General features: G+C 68.5%; 14 protein-coding genes. 1 reads left to right on the top strand and 13 read right to left on the bottom strand.

The window, feature by feature from the left end; translation table 11 throughout:
• Positions 1-119: 119 nt before the first annotated feature.
• The 9 genes from tuf to rpoB form a co-directional block, all read right to left on the bottom strand.
• Positions 120-1,313, bottom strand: coding sequence for an elongation factor Tu (gene tuf / locus L6241_RS11220; RefSeq protein WP_123092236.1), 1,194 nt, complete (start codon positions 1,311-1,313; stop codon positions 120-122).
• A 110-nt stretch (positions 1,314-1,423) separates the two neighbouring features.
• Complete coding sequence (fusA, locus tag L6241_RS11215; RefSeq protein ID WP_368246264.1) at positions 1,424-3,538, bottom strand: elongation factor G; 2,115 nt, start codon at positions 3,536-3,538, stop codon at positions 1,424-1,426.
• Positions 3,539-3,639: 101 nt separating this feature from the next.
• Positions 3,640-4,110: a 30S ribosomal protein S7 gene (gene rpsG, locus L6241_RS11210; protein WP_123092238.1), complete on the bottom strand. Its 471-nt coding sequence runs from the start codon at positions 4,108-4,110 to the stop codon at positions 3,640-3,642.
• Complete coding sequence (gene rpsL, locus L6241_RS11205) at positions 4,110-4,484, bottom strand: 30S ribosomal protein S12 (protein WP_068277083.1); 375 nt, start codon at positions 4,482-4,484, stop codon at positions 4,110-4,112. Before rpsL ends, rpsG begins: the two co-directional genes overlap by 1 nt.
• Before the next feature lie 324 nt (positions 4,485-4,808).
• Entirely contained in the window at positions 4,809-5,357 is a 549-nt protein-coding gene (locus tag L6241_RS11200) for a GNAT family N-acetyltransferase (RefSeq protein ID WP_368246261.1), read from the bottom strand.
• Positions 5,354-5,614 (bottom strand): hypothetical protein, encoded by a 261-nt coding sequence (locus L6241_RS11195; protein ID WP_192826482.1) that lies wholly within the window; start codon positions 5,612-5,614, stop codon positions 5,354-5,356. Before L6241_RS11195 ends, L6241_RS11200 begins: the two co-directional genes overlap by 4 nt.
• Before the next feature lie 159 nt (positions 5,615-5,773).
• Positions 5,774-6,049: an HU family DNA-binding protein gene (locus L6241_RS11190; protein ID WP_068277078.1), complete on the bottom strand. Its 276-nt coding sequence runs from the start codon at positions 6,047-6,049 to the stop codon at positions 5,774-5,776.
• Positions 6,050-6,246: 197 nt separating this feature from the next.
• A complete protein-coding gene (locus L6241_RS11185) occupies positions 6,247-10,146 on the bottom strand; it encodes a DNA-directed RNA polymerase subunit beta' (RefSeq protein WP_368246259.1) in 3,900 nt (1,299 codons plus the stop codon).
• Positions 10,147-10,273: 127 nt separating this feature from the next.
• Positions 10,274-13,729: a DNA-directed RNA polymerase subunit beta gene (gene rpoB / locus L6241_RS11180; protein WP_368246258.1), complete on the bottom strand. Its 3,456-nt coding sequence runs from the start codon at positions 13,727-13,729 to the stop codon at positions 10,274-10,276.
• Between the two features lie 356 nt (positions 13,730-14,085).
• Here rpoB and L6241_RS11175 point away from each other — a divergent pair, with 356 nt between their 5' ends.
• Positions 14,086-15,318, top strand: coding sequence for a phosphatidylserine/phosphatidylglycerophosphate/cardiolipin synthase family protein (locus tag L6241_RS11175; protein ID WP_068277070.1), 1,233 nt, complete (start codon positions 14,086-14,088; stop codon positions 15,316-15,318).
• A 124-nt stretch (positions 15,319-15,442) separates the two neighbouring features.
• On the opposite strand, the gene rplL is transcribed toward L6241_RS11175, so the two are convergent.
• From rplL to rplK, 4 genes are all read right to left on the bottom strand, one after another.
• Complete coding sequence (gene rplL / locus L6241_RS11170) at positions 15,443-15,829, bottom strand: 50S ribosomal protein L7/L12 (RefSeq protein WP_068277068.1); 387 nt, start codon at positions 15,827-15,829, stop codon at positions 15,443-15,445.
• A gap of 84 nt (positions 15,830-15,913) precedes the next feature.
• The gene (gene rplJ / locus L6241_RS11165) at positions 15,914-16,537 is read right to left on the bottom strand and encodes a 50S ribosomal protein L10 (protein ID WP_068277066.1); all 624 of its coding nucleotides are present in this window, start codon (positions 16,535-16,537) and stop codon (positions 15,914-15,916) included.
• Between the two features lie 334 nt (positions 16,538-16,871).
• Entirely contained in the window at positions 16,872-17,612 is a 741-nt protein-coding gene (rplA, locus tag L6241_RS11160) for a 50S ribosomal protein L1 (protein ID WP_068277064.1), read from the bottom strand.
• Positions 17,613-17,734: 122 nt separating this feature from the next.
• Positions 17,735-18,172, bottom strand: a complete 438-nt coding sequence (gene rplK / locus L6241_RS11155) for a 50S ribosomal protein L11 (protein ID WP_068277061.1) — start codon at positions 18,170-18,172, stop codon at positions 17,735-17,737.
• Between the last annotated feature and the right edge of the window lie 48 nt (positions 18,173-18,220).

Below are 18,220 nucleotides of genomic sequence, written 5' to 3'. Positions count from 1 at the left end.
CTCCGCCTTCCTCTCGTTCGGGCTCGGCCAGCCTACGTCTTAGGGCGCTGCCGGAGGACGACGAAGGGGCCCTGCCGTGCGGCAGGGCCCCTTCGGTGCTGACCGAGGTCAGCGGGAGATCACTTGATGATCTTGGTGACGCGACCGGCGCCGACCGTACGACCACCCTCGCGGATGGCGAACTTCAGGCCCTCCTCCATGGCGATCGGCTGGATGAGCTCGACCTTCATGTCGGTGTTGTCGCCGGGCATGACCATCTCGGTGCCCTCGGGCAGGTCCACGACACCGGTGACGTCCGTGGTGCGGAAGTAGAACTGCGGACGGTAGTTGTCGTAGAACGGCGTGTGACGGCCGCCCTCCTCCTTGCCGAGGATGTAGACCTGGCCCTCGAACTGCGTGTGCGGGGTGATCGAGCCCGGCTTGCAGATGACCTGGCCGCGCTCGACGTCCTCGCGCTTGGTGCCGCGCAGCAGGAGGCCGACGTTCTCGCCCGCACGACCCTCGTCGAGGAGCTTGCGGAACATCTCGATGCCGGTGACCGTGGTGGTGGTCTTCTCGTCCTTGATGCCGACGATCTCGATCTCCTCGTTGACGTTGAGGATGCCGCGCTCGATACGACCGGTGACGACGGTGCCACGACCGGTGATCGTGAAGACGTCCTCGACGGGCATGAGGAACGGCTTGTCGATGTCGCGCTCGGGCTCGGGGATGTACTCGTCCACCGCGTCCATGAGCTCGGCGACCGAGTTGCCCCACTTCTCGTCACCCTCGAGGGCCTTGAGAGCGGAGACCTTGACCACCGGGACGTCGTCGCCGGGGAACTCGTAGGAGGACAGCAGCTCGCGGACCTCCATCTCGACGAGCTCCATGATCTCCTCGTCGTCGACCATGTCGGCCTTGTTGAGGGCCACGACGATGTAGGGGACGCCGACCTGGCGGGCCAGGAGGACGTGCTCCTTCGTCTGCGGCATCGGGCCGTCAGTGGCGGCGACCACGAGGATCGCGCCGTCCATCTGAGCGGCACCGGTGATCATGTTCTTCACGTAGTCGGCGTGCCCGGGGCAGTCGACGTGCGCGTAGTGACGCTTCTCCGTCTGGTACTCGATGTGCGCGATGGAGATCGTGATGCCGCGCTGCTTCTCCTCGGGCGCCTTGTCGATCGAGTCGAACGGGGACGCCTCGTTCAGGTCCGGGTACTTGTCGTGCAGGACCTTGGAGATCGCGGCCGTCAGCGTCGTCTTGCCGTGGTCGATGTGACCGATGGTGCCGATGTTGACGTGCGGCTTGGACCGCTCGAACTTTGCCTTCGCCACTTGCTTGTCCTCCTCAGGACTTTCTTCTTCGGGTTACGCCTTGGTCCGGCAGGACATGGCGTCGTACGTGGTGGTGCTGGTGAGCGCCGGGTTTCGGGTAATGCTACCCGTCACTCGCCGCGGGTCTTCTTGATGATCTCCTCGGCGACGGCCTTGGGGACCTCCGCGTAGGAGTCGAACTCCATGGAGAAGTTCGCCCGGCCCTGCGTCTTGGAGCGCAGGTCGCCGACGTAGCCGAACATCTCCGACAGCGGGACGAGACCGCGGACGATCTTCGCGCCCGAGATGTCCTCCATGCCCTGGATCTGGCCACGGCGGGAGTTGATGTCGCCGATGACGTCGCCCATGTAGTCCTCGGGCGTGCGCACCTCGACGGCCATCATCGGCTCGAGCAGGACCGGGTCGGCCTTGCGGACGGCCTCCTTGAGGACCATCGAGCCGGCGATCTTGAACGCCATCTCCGAGGAGTCGACGTCGTGGTAGGCGCCGTCGACCAGCGTGGCCTTGATGCCGACGAGCGGGTAGCCCGCGAGCACGCCGTACTGCATGGCGTCCTGGATGCCGTTGTCGACGCTGGGGATGTACTCCTTGGGCACGCGACCACCGGTGACGGCGTTCTTGAACTCGTAGAGCTCGCCCTCGGTCGTGTCGAGCGGCTCGATGGTCACCTGGACCTTCGCGAACTGGCCCGAGCCACCGGTCTGCTTCTTGTGCGTGTAGTCGTACTTCTCGACCGCGCGACGGATGGTCTCGCGGTAGGCGACCTGCGGCTTGCCGACGTTCGCCTCGACCTTGAACTCGCGCTTCATGCGGTCGACGAGGATGTCGAGGTGGAGCTCGCCCATGCCGGCGATGATCGTCTGACCGGTCTCCTCGTCGAGCGAGACCTGGAAGGTCGGGTCCTCCTCGGCGAGCTTCTGGATCGCGGTGCCCAGCTTCTCCTGGTCGCTCTTGGTCTTGGGCTCGATGGCGACCTGGATGACCGGCTCGGGGAAGGTCATCGACTCGAGGACGACGGGGTTGTCGACGTCGCTCAGCGTGTCACCGGTCGTCGTGCTCTTGAGACCGATGGCGGCGTAGATGTGGCCGGCCATCGCCTCGTCGACCGGGTTCTCCTTGTTGGCGTGCATCTGGAAGAGCTTGCCGATGCGCTCCTTCTTGCCCTTGGTCGAGTTGATGACCCCGGTGCCGGAGGAGATGTGCCCGGAGTAGACCCGGATGAAGGTGAGCGTGCCGAAGAAGGGGTGCGACGCGACCTTGAAGGCGAGCGCCGAGAAGGGCTCGTCCTTGCTCGGCTTGCGCACGACCTCGACGTCCTCCTTGCCCATGGCATGACCGTGCATGGGGGGCACGTCCAGCGGGCTGGGGAGGTAGTCCTTGACGGCGTCGAGGACCGGCTGCACGCCGCGGTTCTTGAAGGCGGAGCCGCAGAAGATCGGGTAGAGCTGCGAGGTGATCGTCAGCTGGCGGATGCCGGCCTTGAGCTCGTCGACGGTGAGCTCCTCGCCGCCGAGGTACTTCTCCATGAGGGCGTCGTCGGACTCGGCGACGCGCTCGACGAGGTGGTTGCGGTACTCCTCGGCCTTCTCGAGCAGGTCCGCGGGGATCTCCTGGACCTCGTAGGCCGCACCCATGGTCACGTCGCCCTTGGCGTCGCCGGGCCACACGAGAGCGCGCATGTAGATGAGGTCGACGACACCGACGAAGTCGTTCTCGGCACCGATGGGGAGCTGCATGACGAGCGGCTCCGCGCCGAGGCGGTCCTTGATGGTGTCGACGGTGAAGTAGAAGTCGGCGCCCAGCTTGTCCATCTTGTTGACGAAGGCGATGCGGGGGACGTCGTACTTGTCCGCCTGGCGCCAGACCGTCTCGGACTGGGGCTCGACACCCTCCTTGCCGTCGAAGACGGCGACGGCGCCGTCGAGGACGCGCAGCGAGCGCTCGACCTCGACGGTGAAGTCGACGTGCCCGGGGGTGTCGATGATGTTGATCTGGGTGCCCTCCCAGAACGAGGTGACCGCGGCGGACGTGATCGTGATGCCGCGCTCCTTCTCCTGCTCCATCCAGTCGGTGGTGCTCGCACCGTCGTGGGTCTCACCGATCTTGTGGTTGACACCGGTGTAGAAGAGGATGCGCTCAGTCGTCGTCGTCTTGCCGGCGTCGATGTGCGCCATGATGCCGATGTTGCGGACCTTGTTGAGATCCGTCAGGACGTCCTGTGCCACGTATGTCTCTCTCGCTCGTGCGGGTGGTCAAGCTCTGGGGTGGGCCGGTCGGCCCGGAGGCGAAGGGGGACCGGTCCGGTCCCCCTTCGCGGGGGCGCTGACTACCAGCGGTAGTGCGCGAAGGCCTTGTTCGACTCGGCCATCTTGTGGGTGTCCTCGCGACGCTTCACCGCGGCGCCGAGACCGTTGCTCGCGTCGAGGATCTCGTTCATGAGGCGGTCGGTCATCGTCTTCTCGCGACGCTGACGGGCGTAGCCGACGAGCCAGCGCAGCGACAGGGTCGTCGCGCGGTTCGGCTTGACCTCGATCGGGACCTGGTAGGTCGCACCGCCGACGCGGCGGGACTTGACCTCGAGGCTCGGCTTGACGTTGTCGAGAGCGCGCTTGAGCGTCTGGACGGGGTCGGTGCCGGTCTTCTCACGCACGCCCTCGAGCGCGTCGTACACGATCGACTCGGCGATGGACTTCTTGCCGTCGAGGAGGATCTTGTTGACGAGCTGGGTGACGAGCGGGCTGCTGTAGACCGGGTCGATGACCAGGGGGCGCTTCGGGGCGGGACCCTTGCGAGGCATTACTTCTTCTCCTTCTTGGCGCCGTAGCGGCTACGAGCCTGCTGGCGACCCTTGACACCCTGGGTGTCGAGGGAGCCGCGGACGATCTTGTAGCGGACACCGGGGAGGTCCTTCACACGGCCGCCACGCACGAGCACGATCGAGTGCTCCTGGAGGTTGTGACCGACGCCCGGGATGTAGGCGGTGACCTCGATGCCGGACGTGAGGCGCACGCGGGCGACCTTACGAAGGGCGGAGTTCGGCTTCTTGGGGGTGGTGGTGTACACGCGCGTGCACACACCGCGGCGCTGCGGCGAGCCCTTGAGGGCAGGCGTGGTCGTCTTCGTGACCTTGTCCTGCCGGCCCTTGCGCACCAGCTGGTTGATGGTAGGCAACCTGATGTCTCCGTACGGGTTGATGTTCTTGCGTGGGCGGCCGGGGCCACGTCACGCTCCTTGGACTACCGCCCAGCCCCCGAGGTCAGGAGTGTCGAGCGGTGCTCTCCCCTGCACTCCCCGGCGGCTCACCTGCGAGCAGGAGGCCGTGCGAGGCGCCCGGCGAGAGGGGTGGTGCGGTCCGGGTCCGAGGACCTTCGCCGCACCGGCGGTGGCACCTGCCACCTCACGGCGGCGCATGCACACGAAGACCCACGATACCGGCGGGGTGCACACCGTCACAAATCGCCCCGTCGAGGTCCCCCGCGGACGCGCCTGCTCGTGCTAGCCCTCGATGCGCTCGAAGGCCGGGGCGTACCGGAAGGCGCCGGCCATCTCCGGTCGCCAGGCCCGCAGCGGCTTGGCCTGGAAGTATGCGTCGCGCCAGGGCCCGGGCGAGGTGATGCCCAGCGTGCTCGCCGGCACGAAGCCGAAGAAGCCGTAGTAGGCCGGGTCGCCGAGCAGGACGACGACGGCGTCGCCGCGCTGGTCGGCCGTGGCGACGACCGCGCTCATGAGCGTGCCGCCGATGCCGCGGCGCTGGAGGTCGGGGCGCACGCTGATCGGGCCGAGACCGATCGCGGGCTGCTCGCCGATCGTGCCCCACGAGCAGGCGACGTGCCCGACGAGCTCGGCGTCGACCTCGGCGACGAGGGTCAGCTCGGGCACGAGGTCCCCGTCGGCGGCGAGCTCGCGCAGCAGCCGGCGCTCGACGCTCTCCTCCCCCACCGCGACGAAGGCGGCGTCGGTGAGCGCGGCGATCGCGCGGTCGTCGCCGGGCGCCGCCTGGCGCAGCACGAGCCGGTCGCGCAGGGCGCGCTGGTCGAGGGTCATCGGGTGTACCTGTCTGTGATCCATGCGGAGTTGCCGGTGAGGAAGGCGAGGACGAAGAAGGCGGCGATGAGGCCGAGGGCGACGGCGAGGATCGTCGCGCTGCTGCGGTCGCGTCGCACGAGCACGCTCACGGCCGCCACGCCGAGGGCCAGCCCGAGCAGCTTGGAGACACCACCGGGCTTGAGGAGCAGGACGAGCGCCCCCACCGCGAGGACGGCACCGAGGGCCCATCGGGCGGCGCTGGCGCGCACGCTCATGGCCACGTCCTCGCGCCTGCGCTCGTCGACCACGCCCTCATCCTCGCCCGCGGTGCTCCCCCGGCGCCACCCGGCTCCCCCGCGTGCCACCCGGGGACGCCGCAGGGCGCGTGCCGGGCGGCGAGCCCGGGCACGCGCCCTGCGCGGTCGCGGTGGCGATCAGCCCTTGGCAGCAGCCTTGAGGGCGGAGCCGGCCGAGAGCTTGGCGGCGTAGCCACCGGGGATGGTCATCTCGGCGCCGGTCTGCGGGTTGCGGCCCTTGCGCTCGGCGCGCTCGACACGCTCGAGGCTGAAGAAGCCGGGGACCGTGACCTTCTCGCCCTTGGCGACCTGCGTGGAGAGGACCTCCTGCAGGGCGGTGATGACCTCGGCCGCCGAGGAGGCGGAGACGCCGGCCTTCTCGGCGACGGCGCTGGCGAGCTCGGACTTGTTCATGTGGGATCTCCCAATCTGTGCGGTGGTGCGTCGCGAACCCTCTTACTCCACCACGTCGGTGCGGGTTTGGCGAACCAGCACGCAGGGCGTGTCCCCCCATTTCTCGGGCTTCTGCTCCCCCGGAGGGTCTGCGGACGACGAAGGGGGACCCCCCGCGACGTGCGCGGGAGGTCCCCCCTTCGAGGCGACGCGGCGACTCAGAGGCGGTCGAGACCGAGCTCTGCGTCGTCGAGGCGGACGGCCTCGCCGCTGCCCGGGCCGAAGACCGGGTAGGCGTACTCGTCGTAGCTCGGCAGCGTGTACATCGCCGCACGGGCCTCCTCGGTCGGCTCCACCGTCGTGTTGTTGTAGCGGGCCAGGCCCGTACCGGCGGGGATGAGCTTGCCGAGGATGACGTTCTCCTTGAGGCCGAGCAGCGGGTCGCTCTTGCCCTCCATCGCGGCCTCCGTGAGGACGCGGGTCGTCTCCTGGAAGGAGGCGGCGGAGAGCCAGGAGTCGGTCGCGAGCGAGGCCTTGGTGATGCCCATGAGCTCGGGACGACCCGCGGCGGGACGACCGCCCTCGGCGACGGTGCGGCGGTTGGCCTCCTCGAAGCGGGCGCGCTCGGCGAGCATGCCCGGGAGCAGACCCGTCTCGCCCGACTCGAGGACGGTGATCCGACGCAGCATCTGGCGCACGATGACCTCGATGTGCTTGTCGTGGATCGACACGCCCTGCTGGCGGTAGACGTGCTGCACCTCGTCGACGAGGTGCTTCTGCGTCGCCCGCGGGCCGAGGATGCGCAGGACCTGCTTCGGGTCGATCGCACCGACGACGAGCTGGGTGCCCACCTCGACGTGCTGGCCGTCCTCGACGAGCAGGCGCGCGCGCTTGCTCACCGGGTAGGCGTGCTCCTCGCCGTCGGCGTCCGTCGTCAGCAGCAGACGGCGCGCCTTGTCGGTGTCCTCGATCGTGATCCGGCCGTTGGCCTCCGCGATCGGGGCGACACCCTTGGGCGTGCGCGCCTCGAAGAGCTCGACGACGCGCGGCAGACCCTGCGTGATGTCGTCACCGGCCACACCACCGGTGTGGAAGGTGCGCATCGTCAGCTGGGTGCCGGGCTCGCCGATCGACTGCGCCGCGATGATGCCGACGGCCTCGCCGATGTCGACGAGCTGACCGGTGGCCAGCGAGCGGCCGTAGCACTTCGCGCACGTGCCGACCCGCGACTCGCAGGTGAGGACCGAGCGGACCTTCACCTCGTCGACGCCGGCCTCGTAGAGCTGACCGATGACGACGTCGCCGAGGTCGGAGCCCGCGGCGGCCAGGACGGAGCCGTCCTCGCCGGTGACCTCGCTGGCCAGGCAGCGGGCGTACGCGGTGAACTCGACGTCGTCGTGCAGCCGGCGGGTGCCGGTCGTCTCGTCGTGCTGGGCGATGAGCATCGGCAGGCCGCGCTCGGTACCGCAGTCGTCCTCGCGGATGATGACGTCCTGGGAGACGTCGACGAGACGACGGGTGAGGTAGCCCGAGTCGGCCGTCCGCAGCGCGGTGTCGGCCAGACCCTTGCGGGCGCCGTGCGTGGAGATGAAGAACTCGACGACCGACAGACCCTCACGGAAGTTCGTGCGGATCGGGCGGGGGATGATCTCGCCCTTCGGGTTGGCCATGAGGCCACGCATGCCGGCGATCTGGCGCAGCTGGAACCAGTTACCACGGGCACCCGAGCTCACCATGCGGAAGATCGGGTTGTCCTTGGGGAAGTTCTGCTGCATCTCCGCCGCGACCTCGTTGGTCGCCTGCGTCCAGATCTCGATGAGCTCCTGACGACGCTCGTCGTCGGTGATGAGACCGCGCTCGTACTGGGTCTGGACCTTCGTCGCCTTCGTCTCGTAGCCCTCGAGGATCTCGGGCTTGCGCGACGGGGTGACGACGTCGCTCAGCGCGACCGTCGTGCCGGAGCGGGAGGCCCAGTAGTAGCCGGCCTCCTTGAGCGCGTCGAGGGACGCCGCGACCTGCACCTTGGAGTAGCGCTCGGCGAGGTCGTTGACGATCGTCGACAGGCGCTTCTTGTCGACGGGCTCGTCGACGAAGGGGTAGTGCACCGGCAGCGCCTCGTTGAAGAGGGCGCGACCCAGGGTCGTCGGGGCGGTCCAGACGGCGACCGCGCCGTCCTCGTCGCGCTCGACGCCCTCGGGCAGCTCCGCGGCGAGCGGCGGGACGACGTCACCGAGACGGACCCGGATCGGCGTGCCGACCTGGATCTGCCCGGCGTCGTAGGCCATCCGCGCCTCGGCGACCGTGGCGAAGGAGCGCAGCGGCGCCTCCTCGTCCTCCACCGCGAGGGCGGAGGTGAGGTGGAAGAGGCCGATGATCATGTCCTGGGTGGGCATGGTCACGGGGCGGCCGTCCGCCGGCTTGAGGATGTTGTTCGAGGACAGCATGAGGATGCGGGCCTCGGCCTGGGCCTCCGCGGAGAGCGGGAGGTGCACCGCCATCTGGTCACCGTCGAAGTCCGCGTTGAAGGCGGTGCAGACGAGCGGGTGGATCTGGATGGCCTTGCCCTCGACGAGCTGGGGCTCGAAGGCCTGGATGCCCAGACGGTGCAGCGTGGGCGCGCGGTTGAGCAGCACGGGGTGCTCGGTGATGACCTCTTCAAGGACGTCCCACACGACCGAGCGCTGACGCTCGACCATCCGCTTGGCGGACTTGATGTTCTGCGCGTGGTCGAGGTCGACGAGCCGCTTCATGACGAAGGGCTTGAAGAGCTCGAGCGCCATGACCTTCGGCAGACCGCACTGGTGGAGCTTGAGCTGCGGTCCGACGACGATGACCGAACGGGCCGAGTAGTCGACGCGCTTGCCGAGCAGGTTCTGACGGAAGCGCCCCTGCTTGCCCTTGAGCATGTCGGACAGCGACTTCAGCGGCCGGTTGCCCGGGCCGGTGACGGCGCGACCGCGACGGCCGTTGTCGAAGAGGTTGTCGACGGCCTCCTGCAGCATCCGCTTCTCGTTGTTGACGATGATCTCGGGCGCGCCGAGGTCGAGCAGTCGCTTGAGGCGGTTGTTGCGGTTGATGACCCGGCGGTACAGGTCGTTGAGGTCCGAGGTCGCGAAACGACCGCCGTCGAGCTGGACCATCGGGCGCAGGTCCGGGGGGATGACCGGGACCACGTCGAGGACCATGCCGGCCGGCTCGTTGTCGGTGGTGAGGAAGGCCGTGACGACCTTGAGGCGCTTGAGGGCGCGGGTCTTCTTCTGGCCCTTGCCGGTCGCGATGATCTCGCGCAGCGCGAGCTGCTCGGCCTGCAGGTCGAAGGTCTCGAGACGCTTCTGGATCGCCGCGGCGCCCATCCCGCCCTCGAAGAACATGCCGAAGCGGTCACGCATCTCGCGGTAGAGGACCTCGTCGCCCTCGAGGTCTTGGACCTTGAGGTTCTTGAAGCGGTCCCAGACCTGGTTGAGACGCTCGATCTGCTGGTCGGCGCGCTTGCGGATCTGGTTCATCTCGCGCTCGGCCGAGTCGCGGACCTTGCGCTTCGCGTCGGACTTGGCACCCTCGGCCTCGAGGGCCGCGATGTCCTGCTCGAGCTTCTTGGCCCGGGCGTCGACGTCGGCGTCGCGACGGTTCTCCATCGCCTTGCGCTCGGTCTCGATGCCGGCCTCGAGCGAGGGCAGCTGCTCGTGGCGGGCGTCCTCGTCGACGCTGGTGATCATGTAGGCCGCGAAGTAGATGACCTTCTCGAGGTCCTTCGGGGCGAGGTCGAGGAGGTACCCGAGACGGCTCGGGACGCCCTTGAAGTACCAGATGTGGGTGACGGGGGCGGCGAGCTCGATGTGGCCCATCCGCTCACGGCGCACACCGGCGCGGGTCACCTCGACGCCGCAGCGCTCGCAGATGATGCCCTTGAAGCGGACGCGCTTGTACTTGCCGCAGGAGCACTCCCAGTCCCGGGTGGGTCCGAAGATGCGCTCGCAGAACAGACCCTCCTTCTCGGGCTTGAGGGTGCGGTAGTTGATGGTCTCCGGCTTCTTGACCTCGCCGTGGCTCCAGGTACGGATGTCGTTGGCGCTGGCGAGGCCGATGCGCAGCTCGTCGAAGAAGTTGACGTCGAGCACGTGTGTCCTTCTCTCGTCTCTCTCGATGGTGGTGTCGAGAAGTCGTGTGGGTCGTAGAGGTCTGTGGGGGTGGTGGGGCCGTCCGGCCGGCCGAAGGGGTGAGATCTCACCCCTTCGGCCGATCGGCTCAGACCTCTTCGACCGAGGCGGGCTCGCGGCGGGACAGGTCGATCCCGAGCTCCTCGGCAGCGCGGAAGACGTCGTCCTCGGAGTCGCGCATCTCGATGGTGCCGCCCTCGGAGTTGAGCACCTCGACGTTGAGGCAGAGGGACTGCATCTCCTTGATGAGCACCTTGAAGGACTCGGGGATGCCCGGCTCGGGGATGTTGTCCCCCTTGACGATGGCCTCGTAGACCTTCACGCGGCCGTTGACGTCGTCGGACTTGATGGTGAGCAGCTCCTGCAGCGCGTAGGAGGCGCCGTAGGCCTCGAGGGCCCACACCTCCATCTCGCCGAAGCGCTGGCCACCGAACTGGGCCTTACCACCGAGCGGCTGCTGGGTGATCATCGAGTACGGACCCGTGCTGCGCGCGTGGATCTTGTCGTCCACGAGGTGGTGCAGCTTGAGGATGTACATGTAGCCCACGGACACGGGGTCCGGGTAAGGCTCGCCGGAGCGGCCGTCGAACAGGCTCGCCTTGCCGCTGGAGTCGATGAGGCGCACGCCGTCACGGGTGGGCCGCGTCGAGTCGAGCAGACCGCGGATCTCGTCCTCGCCCGCACCGTCGAAGACAGGGCTGGCGACACGGGTGTTCGGCTCGGCCGCACGCGCGTCCTGCGGGATCATCCGGGCCCAGTCGGGGTTGCCCTCGATCTCCCAGCCGCGGCTGGCCGCCCAGCCGAGGTGCAGCTCGAGGATCTGGCCGATGTTCATACGACCGGGCACGCCGAGCGGGTTGAGCACGACGTCCACGGGGGTGCCGTCCTCGAGGAAGGGCATGTCCTCGACCGGGAGGATCTTGGAGATGACGCCCTTGTTGCCGTGGCGACCGGCGAGCTTGTCGCCGTCGGTGATCTTGCGCTTGTTCGCCACGTAGACCCGCACGAGCTGGTTGACGCCCGGGGGGAGCTCGTCGCCCTCGTCCTTGTCGAAGACCTTGACGCCGATGACCGTGCCGGTCTCGCCGTGGGGGACCTTCATCGAGGTGTCGCGGACCTCGCGCGCCTTCTCGCCGAAGATCGCGCGGAGCAGGCGCTCCTCCGGGGTGAGCTCGGTCTCGCCCTTCGGCGTGACCTTGCCGACGAGCAGGTCGCCGTCGCGGACCTCGGCGCCGATGCGGATGATGCCGCGCTCGTCGAGGTCGGCGAGGACCTCCTCGGAGACGTTCGGGATGTCCCGGGTGATCTCCTCGGGGCCGAGCTTGGTGTCGCGCGCGTCGACCTCGTGCTCCTCGATGTGGATCGAGGACAGGACGTCGTCCTGCACGAGACGCTGGCTGAGGATGATCGCGTCCTCGTAGTTGTAGCCCTCCCAGGGCATGAAGGCCACGAGCAGGTTGCGACCCAGCGCCATCTCGCCGCCGTCGGTCGCAGGACCGTCGGCGATGAGCTGGCCGGCCTCGACGCGGTCGCCCTCGGCGACCATGACGCGCTGGTTGTAGCTGTTGCCCTGGTTGGAGCGGGAGAACTTCATGATCTTGTACGAGCGGCTGCCGCCCTCGTCGTGGGTGACCGTCACGAGGTCGGCGGAGACCTCGGTGACGACACCGGCCTTCTCGGAGCGCACGACGTCACCGGAGTCGAGCGCCGCCCGGTACTCCATGCCGGTGCCGACGAAGGGGGCCTCGGCCCGCACGAGCGGGACGGCCTGACGCTGCATGTTGGCGCCCATGAGCGCGCGGTTCGCGTCGTCGTGCTCGAGGAAGGGGATCATCGCGGTGGCCGCGGAGACCATCTGGCGCGGGGAGACGTCCATGTAGTCGACGTCCTCGGCCGGGATCTGGTCGACCTCGCCGCCCTTGGTGCGGGCGAGGACGCGGTCACCGACGAAGCGGCCCTTGTCGTCGAGCTCGGCGTTGGCCTGGGCGACGACGAACTTGTCCTCCTCGTCCGCGGAGATGTAGACGACGTCGTCGGAGACGACCCCGTCCTCGACCTTGCGGTACGGAGTCTCGATGAAGCCGAAGGAGTTGATCCGCCCGTAGCTGGCGAGCGAGCCGATGAGGCCGATGTTCGGGCCCTCAGGGGTCTCGATCGGGCACATGCGGCCGTAGTGCGACGGGTGGACGTCACGGACCTCCATCTGGGCGCGGTCACGCGAGATGCCGCCGGGGCCCAGCGCCGAGAGGCGACGCTTGTGCGTCAGGCCCGACAGCGGGTTGTTCTGGTCCATGAACTGCGAGAGCTGGCTGGTCCCGAAGAACTCCTTGATCGACGCCACGACGGGGCGGATGTTGATCAGGGTCTGCGGGGTGATCGCCTCGACGTCCTGGGTCGTCATGCGCTCGCGCACGACGCGCTCCATCCGCGACAGGCCGGTACGGACCTGGTTCTGGATGAGCTCGCCGACGCTGCGGACGCGACGGTTGCCGAAGTGGTCGATGTCGTCGGTCTCGACGGGGACCTCGACGGCCTCGCCGTTGCGCGTCCCGGGCAGGGTCGCGGAGCCGGCGTGGAGGGCGACGAGGTACTTGAGCGTCGCGACGATGTCGTCGAGCGTGAGGACCGAGGCGTCCAGACCGACCTCGACACCCAGCTTGCGGTTCATCTTGTAGCGACCGACCTTGGCCAGGTCGTAGCGCTTGCCGTTGAAGTAGAGGTTGTCCAGGAGGTTCTGGGCGGCCTCACGGGTCGGCGGCTCGCCCGGGCGCAGCTTGCGGTAGAGGTCGAGCAGCGCCTGGTCCTGGCTCTCGAGGTGGTCCTTCTCGAGGGTGAGGTTCATCGACTCGTACTGGCCGAACTCCTCGCGGATCTCGGCCTCGCTCATGCCGAGCGCCTTGAGCAGGGTGGTCACCGGCTGCTTGCGCTTGCGGTCGACGCGCACGCCGACCATGTCGCGCTTGTCGATCTCGAACTCGAGCCACGCACCGCGGCTGGGGATGACCTTCGCCGAGTAGATGTCCTTGTCGGAGGTCTTGTCGGCGCTGCGCTCGAAGTACACGCCGGGGCTGCGCACGAGCTGGGAGACGACGACACGCTCGGTGCCGTTGATGATGAAGGTGCCGCGGTCGGTCATGAGCGGGAAGTCGCCCATGAAGACGGTCTGGCTCTTGATCTCGCCGGTCTCGGCGTTCATGAACTCCGCGGTGACGAAGAGCGGCGCCGAGTAGGTCTGGTCGCGCTCCTTGCAGTCGTCCATGGAGTACTTGGGGTCCTCGAAGCGACCCTCCGAGAAGGAGAGGGACATCGAGCCGGAGAAGTCCTCGATCGGGGAGATCTCCTCGAAGATCTCGTCGAGGCCGGACTTGCGTGACAGCTCACCGCGCCCGGACGCCTCAGATGCGGCGACCCGCTCCTGCCAGCGCTGGTTGCCCAGCAGCCAGTCGAAGCTCTCGGTCTGCAGGGCGAGGAGGTCGGGGACCTCCAGGGGCTCGCGAATCTTCGCGAAGGACAGACGGCCAGAAGCCGTCCGAGCGGTGGACATCGGGGAAGCGGTGCGCGAGGCAGCCAAGGATGGGTCCTTCCACGGGCCGTGTTGGTCGGGCGGCGCGGGTCCCCGTCGACCCGTCCTTCGGCTCGTCGTCGTCACCCACAGCGGTGGGAGCGAAGGACGTGCGAGCTGGGGACGGAGGAGAAAGGGCAGCGCAAACGGCTACGGTAGTCGATAAAGGGCATGACTGTCCAGCCCGGTCAAGTGCAGGGACCTGACGGTGGTCTCGCGCTCTCCTGACGTGAGCCAGGCCGTGGCGAAGCGACGCCATGATGGTGCGCCATCGCCCACGGCGACGTCAAGGCAGCAGCCCCGCATGTCCGGGGTTCGGCTCCCCTAGGGTGACGGCCATGTCCCGCTTCTCGCCGCGTCGCACGATCCGCCAGGGTCTGGCCGCGACGCTCGCGGCCCAGGCGACCACCGTCGCGGCCCTGCTCTTCGTCGACTCGCGGCGCAAGCGCGACCGCCCCTCGCGCCGTCTGCCCCGCGTCGAGCCGCACGACGTGCCGGTGCCCGGGGGCGACCTGCGGATCTACACCTCCGGCGAGTCCCTCTTCGACGACATGCTCGCCGACATCGACGCCGCGACGCACCGCGTCTTCTTCGAGTCCTACATCTGGAAGGGCGACGAGATCGGGCACGCCTTCCGCGACGCCCTCGTGCGCGCCCACGAGCGCGGTGTCGAGGTCTTCGTCGCCTTCGACGAGTTCGCCAACCTCGTCGTGCCCCGGTCCTTCTTCGCCGGCCTGCCCGACGGCATCCACGTCAAGCGCCACCCCCTGCTCGGCCGATTCCCCTTCGTCACCCCGCGCCAGAGCGGGCGCAACCACCGCAAGCTCCTCGTCGTCGACTCCCGCGCGGCCTACCTCGGCGGCTACAACGTCGGCAGCCTCTACGCCGACCGCTGGCGGGACACGCACGCGCGGGTGAGCGGCGAGATGGTCGTCGAGCTGGCGAACGCCTTCGTCGACTACTGGAACGTCGCACCAGGGCGCTGCTCGCCGCACCTCGAGCACCCGGACTCGCGCACCTGGTCGAGCACGATGCGCGTGCACCGCAACATCCCGACCGACATGGTCTACCCGATCCGCAACATGTACCTCGAGGCGATCGACCGGGCCGACGAGCGGATCCTGCTCACCGCGGCGTACTTCATCCCCGACGACGTGCTCACCCGCGCCCTCGTCGAGGCCGCGCGCCGCGGGGTCGACGTGCGCATCCTCGTGCCGCACTTCAGCAACCACGTCGTCGCCGACTGGCTGAGCCGGCGCAGCTACACCGAGCTGCTGAGCGGTGGCGTGCGCATCCTGCGCTACGAGAACGCCATGGTCCACGCGAAGACCGCGACGATCGACGGGCGCTGGACGACGCTCGGCACGGCGAACATCGACCGGCTGAGCCTGGCCGGCAACTACGAGATCAACCTCGAGATCCTCGACGCCGACGTCGCCGCGCAGATGGAGGAGGTCTTCGCCGCCGACGCCCTCAACAGCACGGAGATCACGCTCGCGCAGTGGGTCGAGCGCCCCTTCGTCTCCCGCCTCGCCGAGGGCCTCCTCTCCCCCTACCGCCCCCTCCTGTAGCACTGAGGCCGGGCAGCGCCCTCCGAGGCTCCTGCGTCGCACCTCCGGACACGCGAAGGGCGGGCCGCACCGTGAGGTGCGACCCGCCCTTCCGTCGATCAGATGACCCCCGAAGGGGTCGAGATCACTTGAGCTCGACGGTGGCGCCGGCGCCCTCGAGGGCCTCCTTGGCCTTCTCCGCGGCAGCCTTGTCGACCTTCTCGAGGACGGGCTTGGGGGCGCCGTCGACGAGGTCCTTGGCCTCCTTGAGGCCGAGGGAGGTCAGCGCGCGGACCTCCTTGATGACCTGGATCTTCTTGTCACCAGCAGCGGTGAGGACGACGTCGAACTCGTCCTGCTCCTCCGCGGCGGGGGCGTCGCCGCCACCGGCCGGGGCGGCGCCCGCGACGGCCACGGGGGCCGCGGCGGTGACCTCGAAGGTCTCCTCGAACTGCTTCACGAACTCGGAGAGCTCGATGAGGGTCATCTCCTTGAAGGCCTCAAGGAGCTCGTCGGTGCTGAGCTTCGCCATGATGGGCGTCCTTTCTACAGATGTTTCAGCCGTGAGTGGCGTGTGTGTGTCGTCGAGCCGGGCTCTCCCCCGAGGGGGCGGGCCTCAGCTCTCGTCGCCACCCTCGGCGACGGTCTGGGTGTCCTCGGCAGCAGCCTCGGACGGGGCCTCCTCGGCCTCGGCAGCGGGGGCGGCCGTGTCGGCCGGACCCTGCTCCTCGACCTTGGCGCGCAGGGCGTCGACGACGCGAGCCGTCTGTGCCAGCGGCGCGTTGAAGAGGTAGGCGGCCTGGGTCAGCTGGGCCTTCATGGCGCCAGCCAGCTTGGCCAGGAGCACCTCGCGCGACTCGAGCAGCGCGAGCTTGTTGATGTCCTCGGCGCTCAGGGTGTTGCCGTCGAGCACACCACCCTTGATGACGAGGAGCGGGTGGTCCTTGGCGAAGTTGCGCAGAGCCTTCGCGGCCTCGACCGGGTCGCCCTCGACGAAGGCGATGGCGTTCGGCCCGACGAGCTGGCCCTCGAAGGCGGACTCGACGCCCGCCTCCTTCGCGGCGAGCTCGGTCAGCGTGTTCTTCACCACGGAGTAGGTGGCGTTGCCACGGAGGTTGGTGCGCAGCTCGGCGAGCTGGGCCACGGTCAGACCGCGGTACTCCGTGAGAACGGCCGCGCTGGAGCTGCGGAACTTGTCCGTCAGCTCGGCGATGGCGGCAGTCTTCTCAGCGTTCGCCATGCGGGCCTCCTTCTCGTGATTTCTGTGGGGCGATCACCCCCGGCGTCCGGCCCCGGTCACGAGAAGAGCCCCGGCGCAGGGCGCACCGGGGCTCGCACAGCATCGCCCTGAGGCGAGTGGTCGATCGGTTCGTCCTGCGCTGGTCGCCCTGCTCGTGGCAGGACCTTCGGCTGGTCGACCCGGGTGGGTCGACCAGCAAACCGGCGGTCATCGGTCGGGACCAGCCTACGGGCGCTCGCCCGCACGACCAAATCGTCCCGGGAGGACGACGAAGGGGGACCGGGCTGGCCCGGTCCCCCTTCGTGTGCGCCTCAGTCGTGAGAGGCGCGTGAGGTCACTGCGCGGCGACGTCGGCCGAGCTGGCCGGCGCGGACTCCTCGAGGAGGTCCTTCGTGCGCGTGAAGTCGAGCGGGATGCCGGGGCCCATGGTCGTGCTGAGCACGGCCTTGGTGATGTAGCGGCCCTTGCTCGCGGACGGCTTGAGGCGGGTGATCTCCTCGAGCGCGGCGGCGTAGTTCTCGACGAGGTTCTTCTCGTCGAAGGAGACCTTGCCGATGATGAAGTGGAGGTTCGCGTGCTTGTCGTTGCGGAACTCGATCTTGCCGCCCTTGATGTCCGTGACGGCCTTGGCCGTGTCCATCGTGACGGTGCCGGTCTTCGGGTTCGGCATGAGGCCGCGGGGGCCGAGCACCTTGCCGAGACGACCGACCTTGCCCATGAGGTCCGGGGTGGCGACGACGGCGTCGAAGTCCATCCAGCCGCCCTGGATCTTCTCGATCATGTCGTCGGAGCCGACGTGGTCGGCGCCGGCCTCGCGGGCGGCCTCGGCCTTGTCGCCGTTGGCGATGACGAGGACACGGGCGGTCTTGCCGGTGCCGTGGGGCAGGTTGACCGTGCCGCGGACCATCTGATCGGCCTTGCGGGGGTCGATGCCCAGACGGAAGGCGACCTCGACGGTCTCGTCGTAGGTGCCCTTCGCGCCCTGCTTGGCCAGGCGGATGGCCTCGAGCGGGGCGTACATGGCGTCGCGGTCGACGGCCTCGGCCGCTGCGCGGTAGCTCTTGCTGCGCTTCATGGATCTCTCCTTGGTGGTGATGGTGGAGGTGTGGTGCGGGCCAGCGCCGGCCCTCCCACGAGGGGGTGCGGCACCCGGGCCGTCAGGCCCGGGTCCCGCGGGAGCATCAGACCTGCTCGGTCTCAGACCTGCTCGGTCTCGATGCCCATCTGACGCGCGGTACCGGCGATGATCTTCATCGCGGCCTCGACGTCGTTGGCGTTGAGGTCGGGCATCTTCGTCTCGGCGATCTCGCGCAGCTGGTCGACGCTGAGCGTGGCGACCTTCGTCTTGTGCGGCTCGCCCGAGCCCTTCTGGACGCCGGCGGCCTTCTTGATGAGCTCGGAGGCCGGCGGGGTCTTGGTGATGAAGGTGAACGAGCGGTCCTCGTAGACCGTGATCTCGACGGGGATGACGTTGCCGCGCTTGTCCGCCGTGGCGTCGTTGTACGCCTTGACGAACTCCATGATGTTGACGCCGTGCTGACCCAGCGCGGGGCCGACGGGGGGCGCGGGGGTGGCCTGACCGGCCTGGATCTGCAGCTTGATGAGGCCGGAGACCTTCTTGCTCTTGGGAGGCATCCCAAGCTCCTCACATGATCGTGGGCCGACGCCATGGGCGATGACCCG

The organism is Janibacter sp. Y6 (assembly GCF_040900765.1).
Taxonomy (GTDB): domain Bacteria; phylum Actinomycetota; class Actinomycetes; order Actinomycetales; family Dermatophilaceae; genus Marihabitans; species Marihabitans melonis.
This window is presented reverse-complemented; position numbering and strand designations above follow the sequence as displayed.

Coding starts and splice junctions, on each gene's coding strand:
- rplK (WP_068277061.1), bottom strand. CDS start 18,172: ATGCCTCCCAAGAGCAAGAAGGTCTCCGGCCTCATCAAGCTGCAGATC.
- L6241_RS11195 (WP_192826482.1), bottom strand. CDS start 5,614: ATGAGCGTGCGCGCCAGCGCCGCCCGATGGGCCCTCGGTGCCGTCCTC.
- L6241_RS11200 (WP_368246261.1), bottom strand. CDS start 5,357: ATGACCCTCGACCAGCGCGCCCTGCGCGACCGGCTCGTGCTGCGCCAG.
- rpoB (WP_368246258.1), bottom strand. CDS start 13,729: ATGTCCACCGCTCGGACGGCTTCTGGCCGTCTGTCCTTCGCGAAGATT.
- rpsG (WP_123092238.1), bottom strand. CDS start 4,110: ATGCCTCGCAAGGGTCCCGCCCCGAAGCGCCCCCTGGTCATCGACCCG.
- L6241_RS11175 (WP_068277070.1), top strand. CDS start 14,086: ATGTCCCGCTTCTCGCCGCGTCGCACGATCCGCCAGGGTCTGGCCGCG.
- L6241_RS11190 (WP_068277078.1), bottom strand. CDS start 6,049: ATGAACAAGTCCGAGCTCGCCAGCGCCGTCGCCGAGAAGGCCGGCGTC.
- rplL (WP_068277068.1), bottom strand. CDS start 15,829: ATGGCGAAGCTCAGCACCGACGAGCTCCTTGAGGCCTTCAAGGAGATG.
- rplA (WP_068277064.1), bottom strand. CDS start 17,612: ATGAAGCGCAGCAAGAGCTACCGCGCAGCGGCCGAGGCCGTCGACCGC.
- rplJ (WP_068277066.1), bottom strand. CDS start 16,537: ATGGCGAACGCTGAGAAGACTGCCGCCATCGCCGAGCTGACGGACAAG.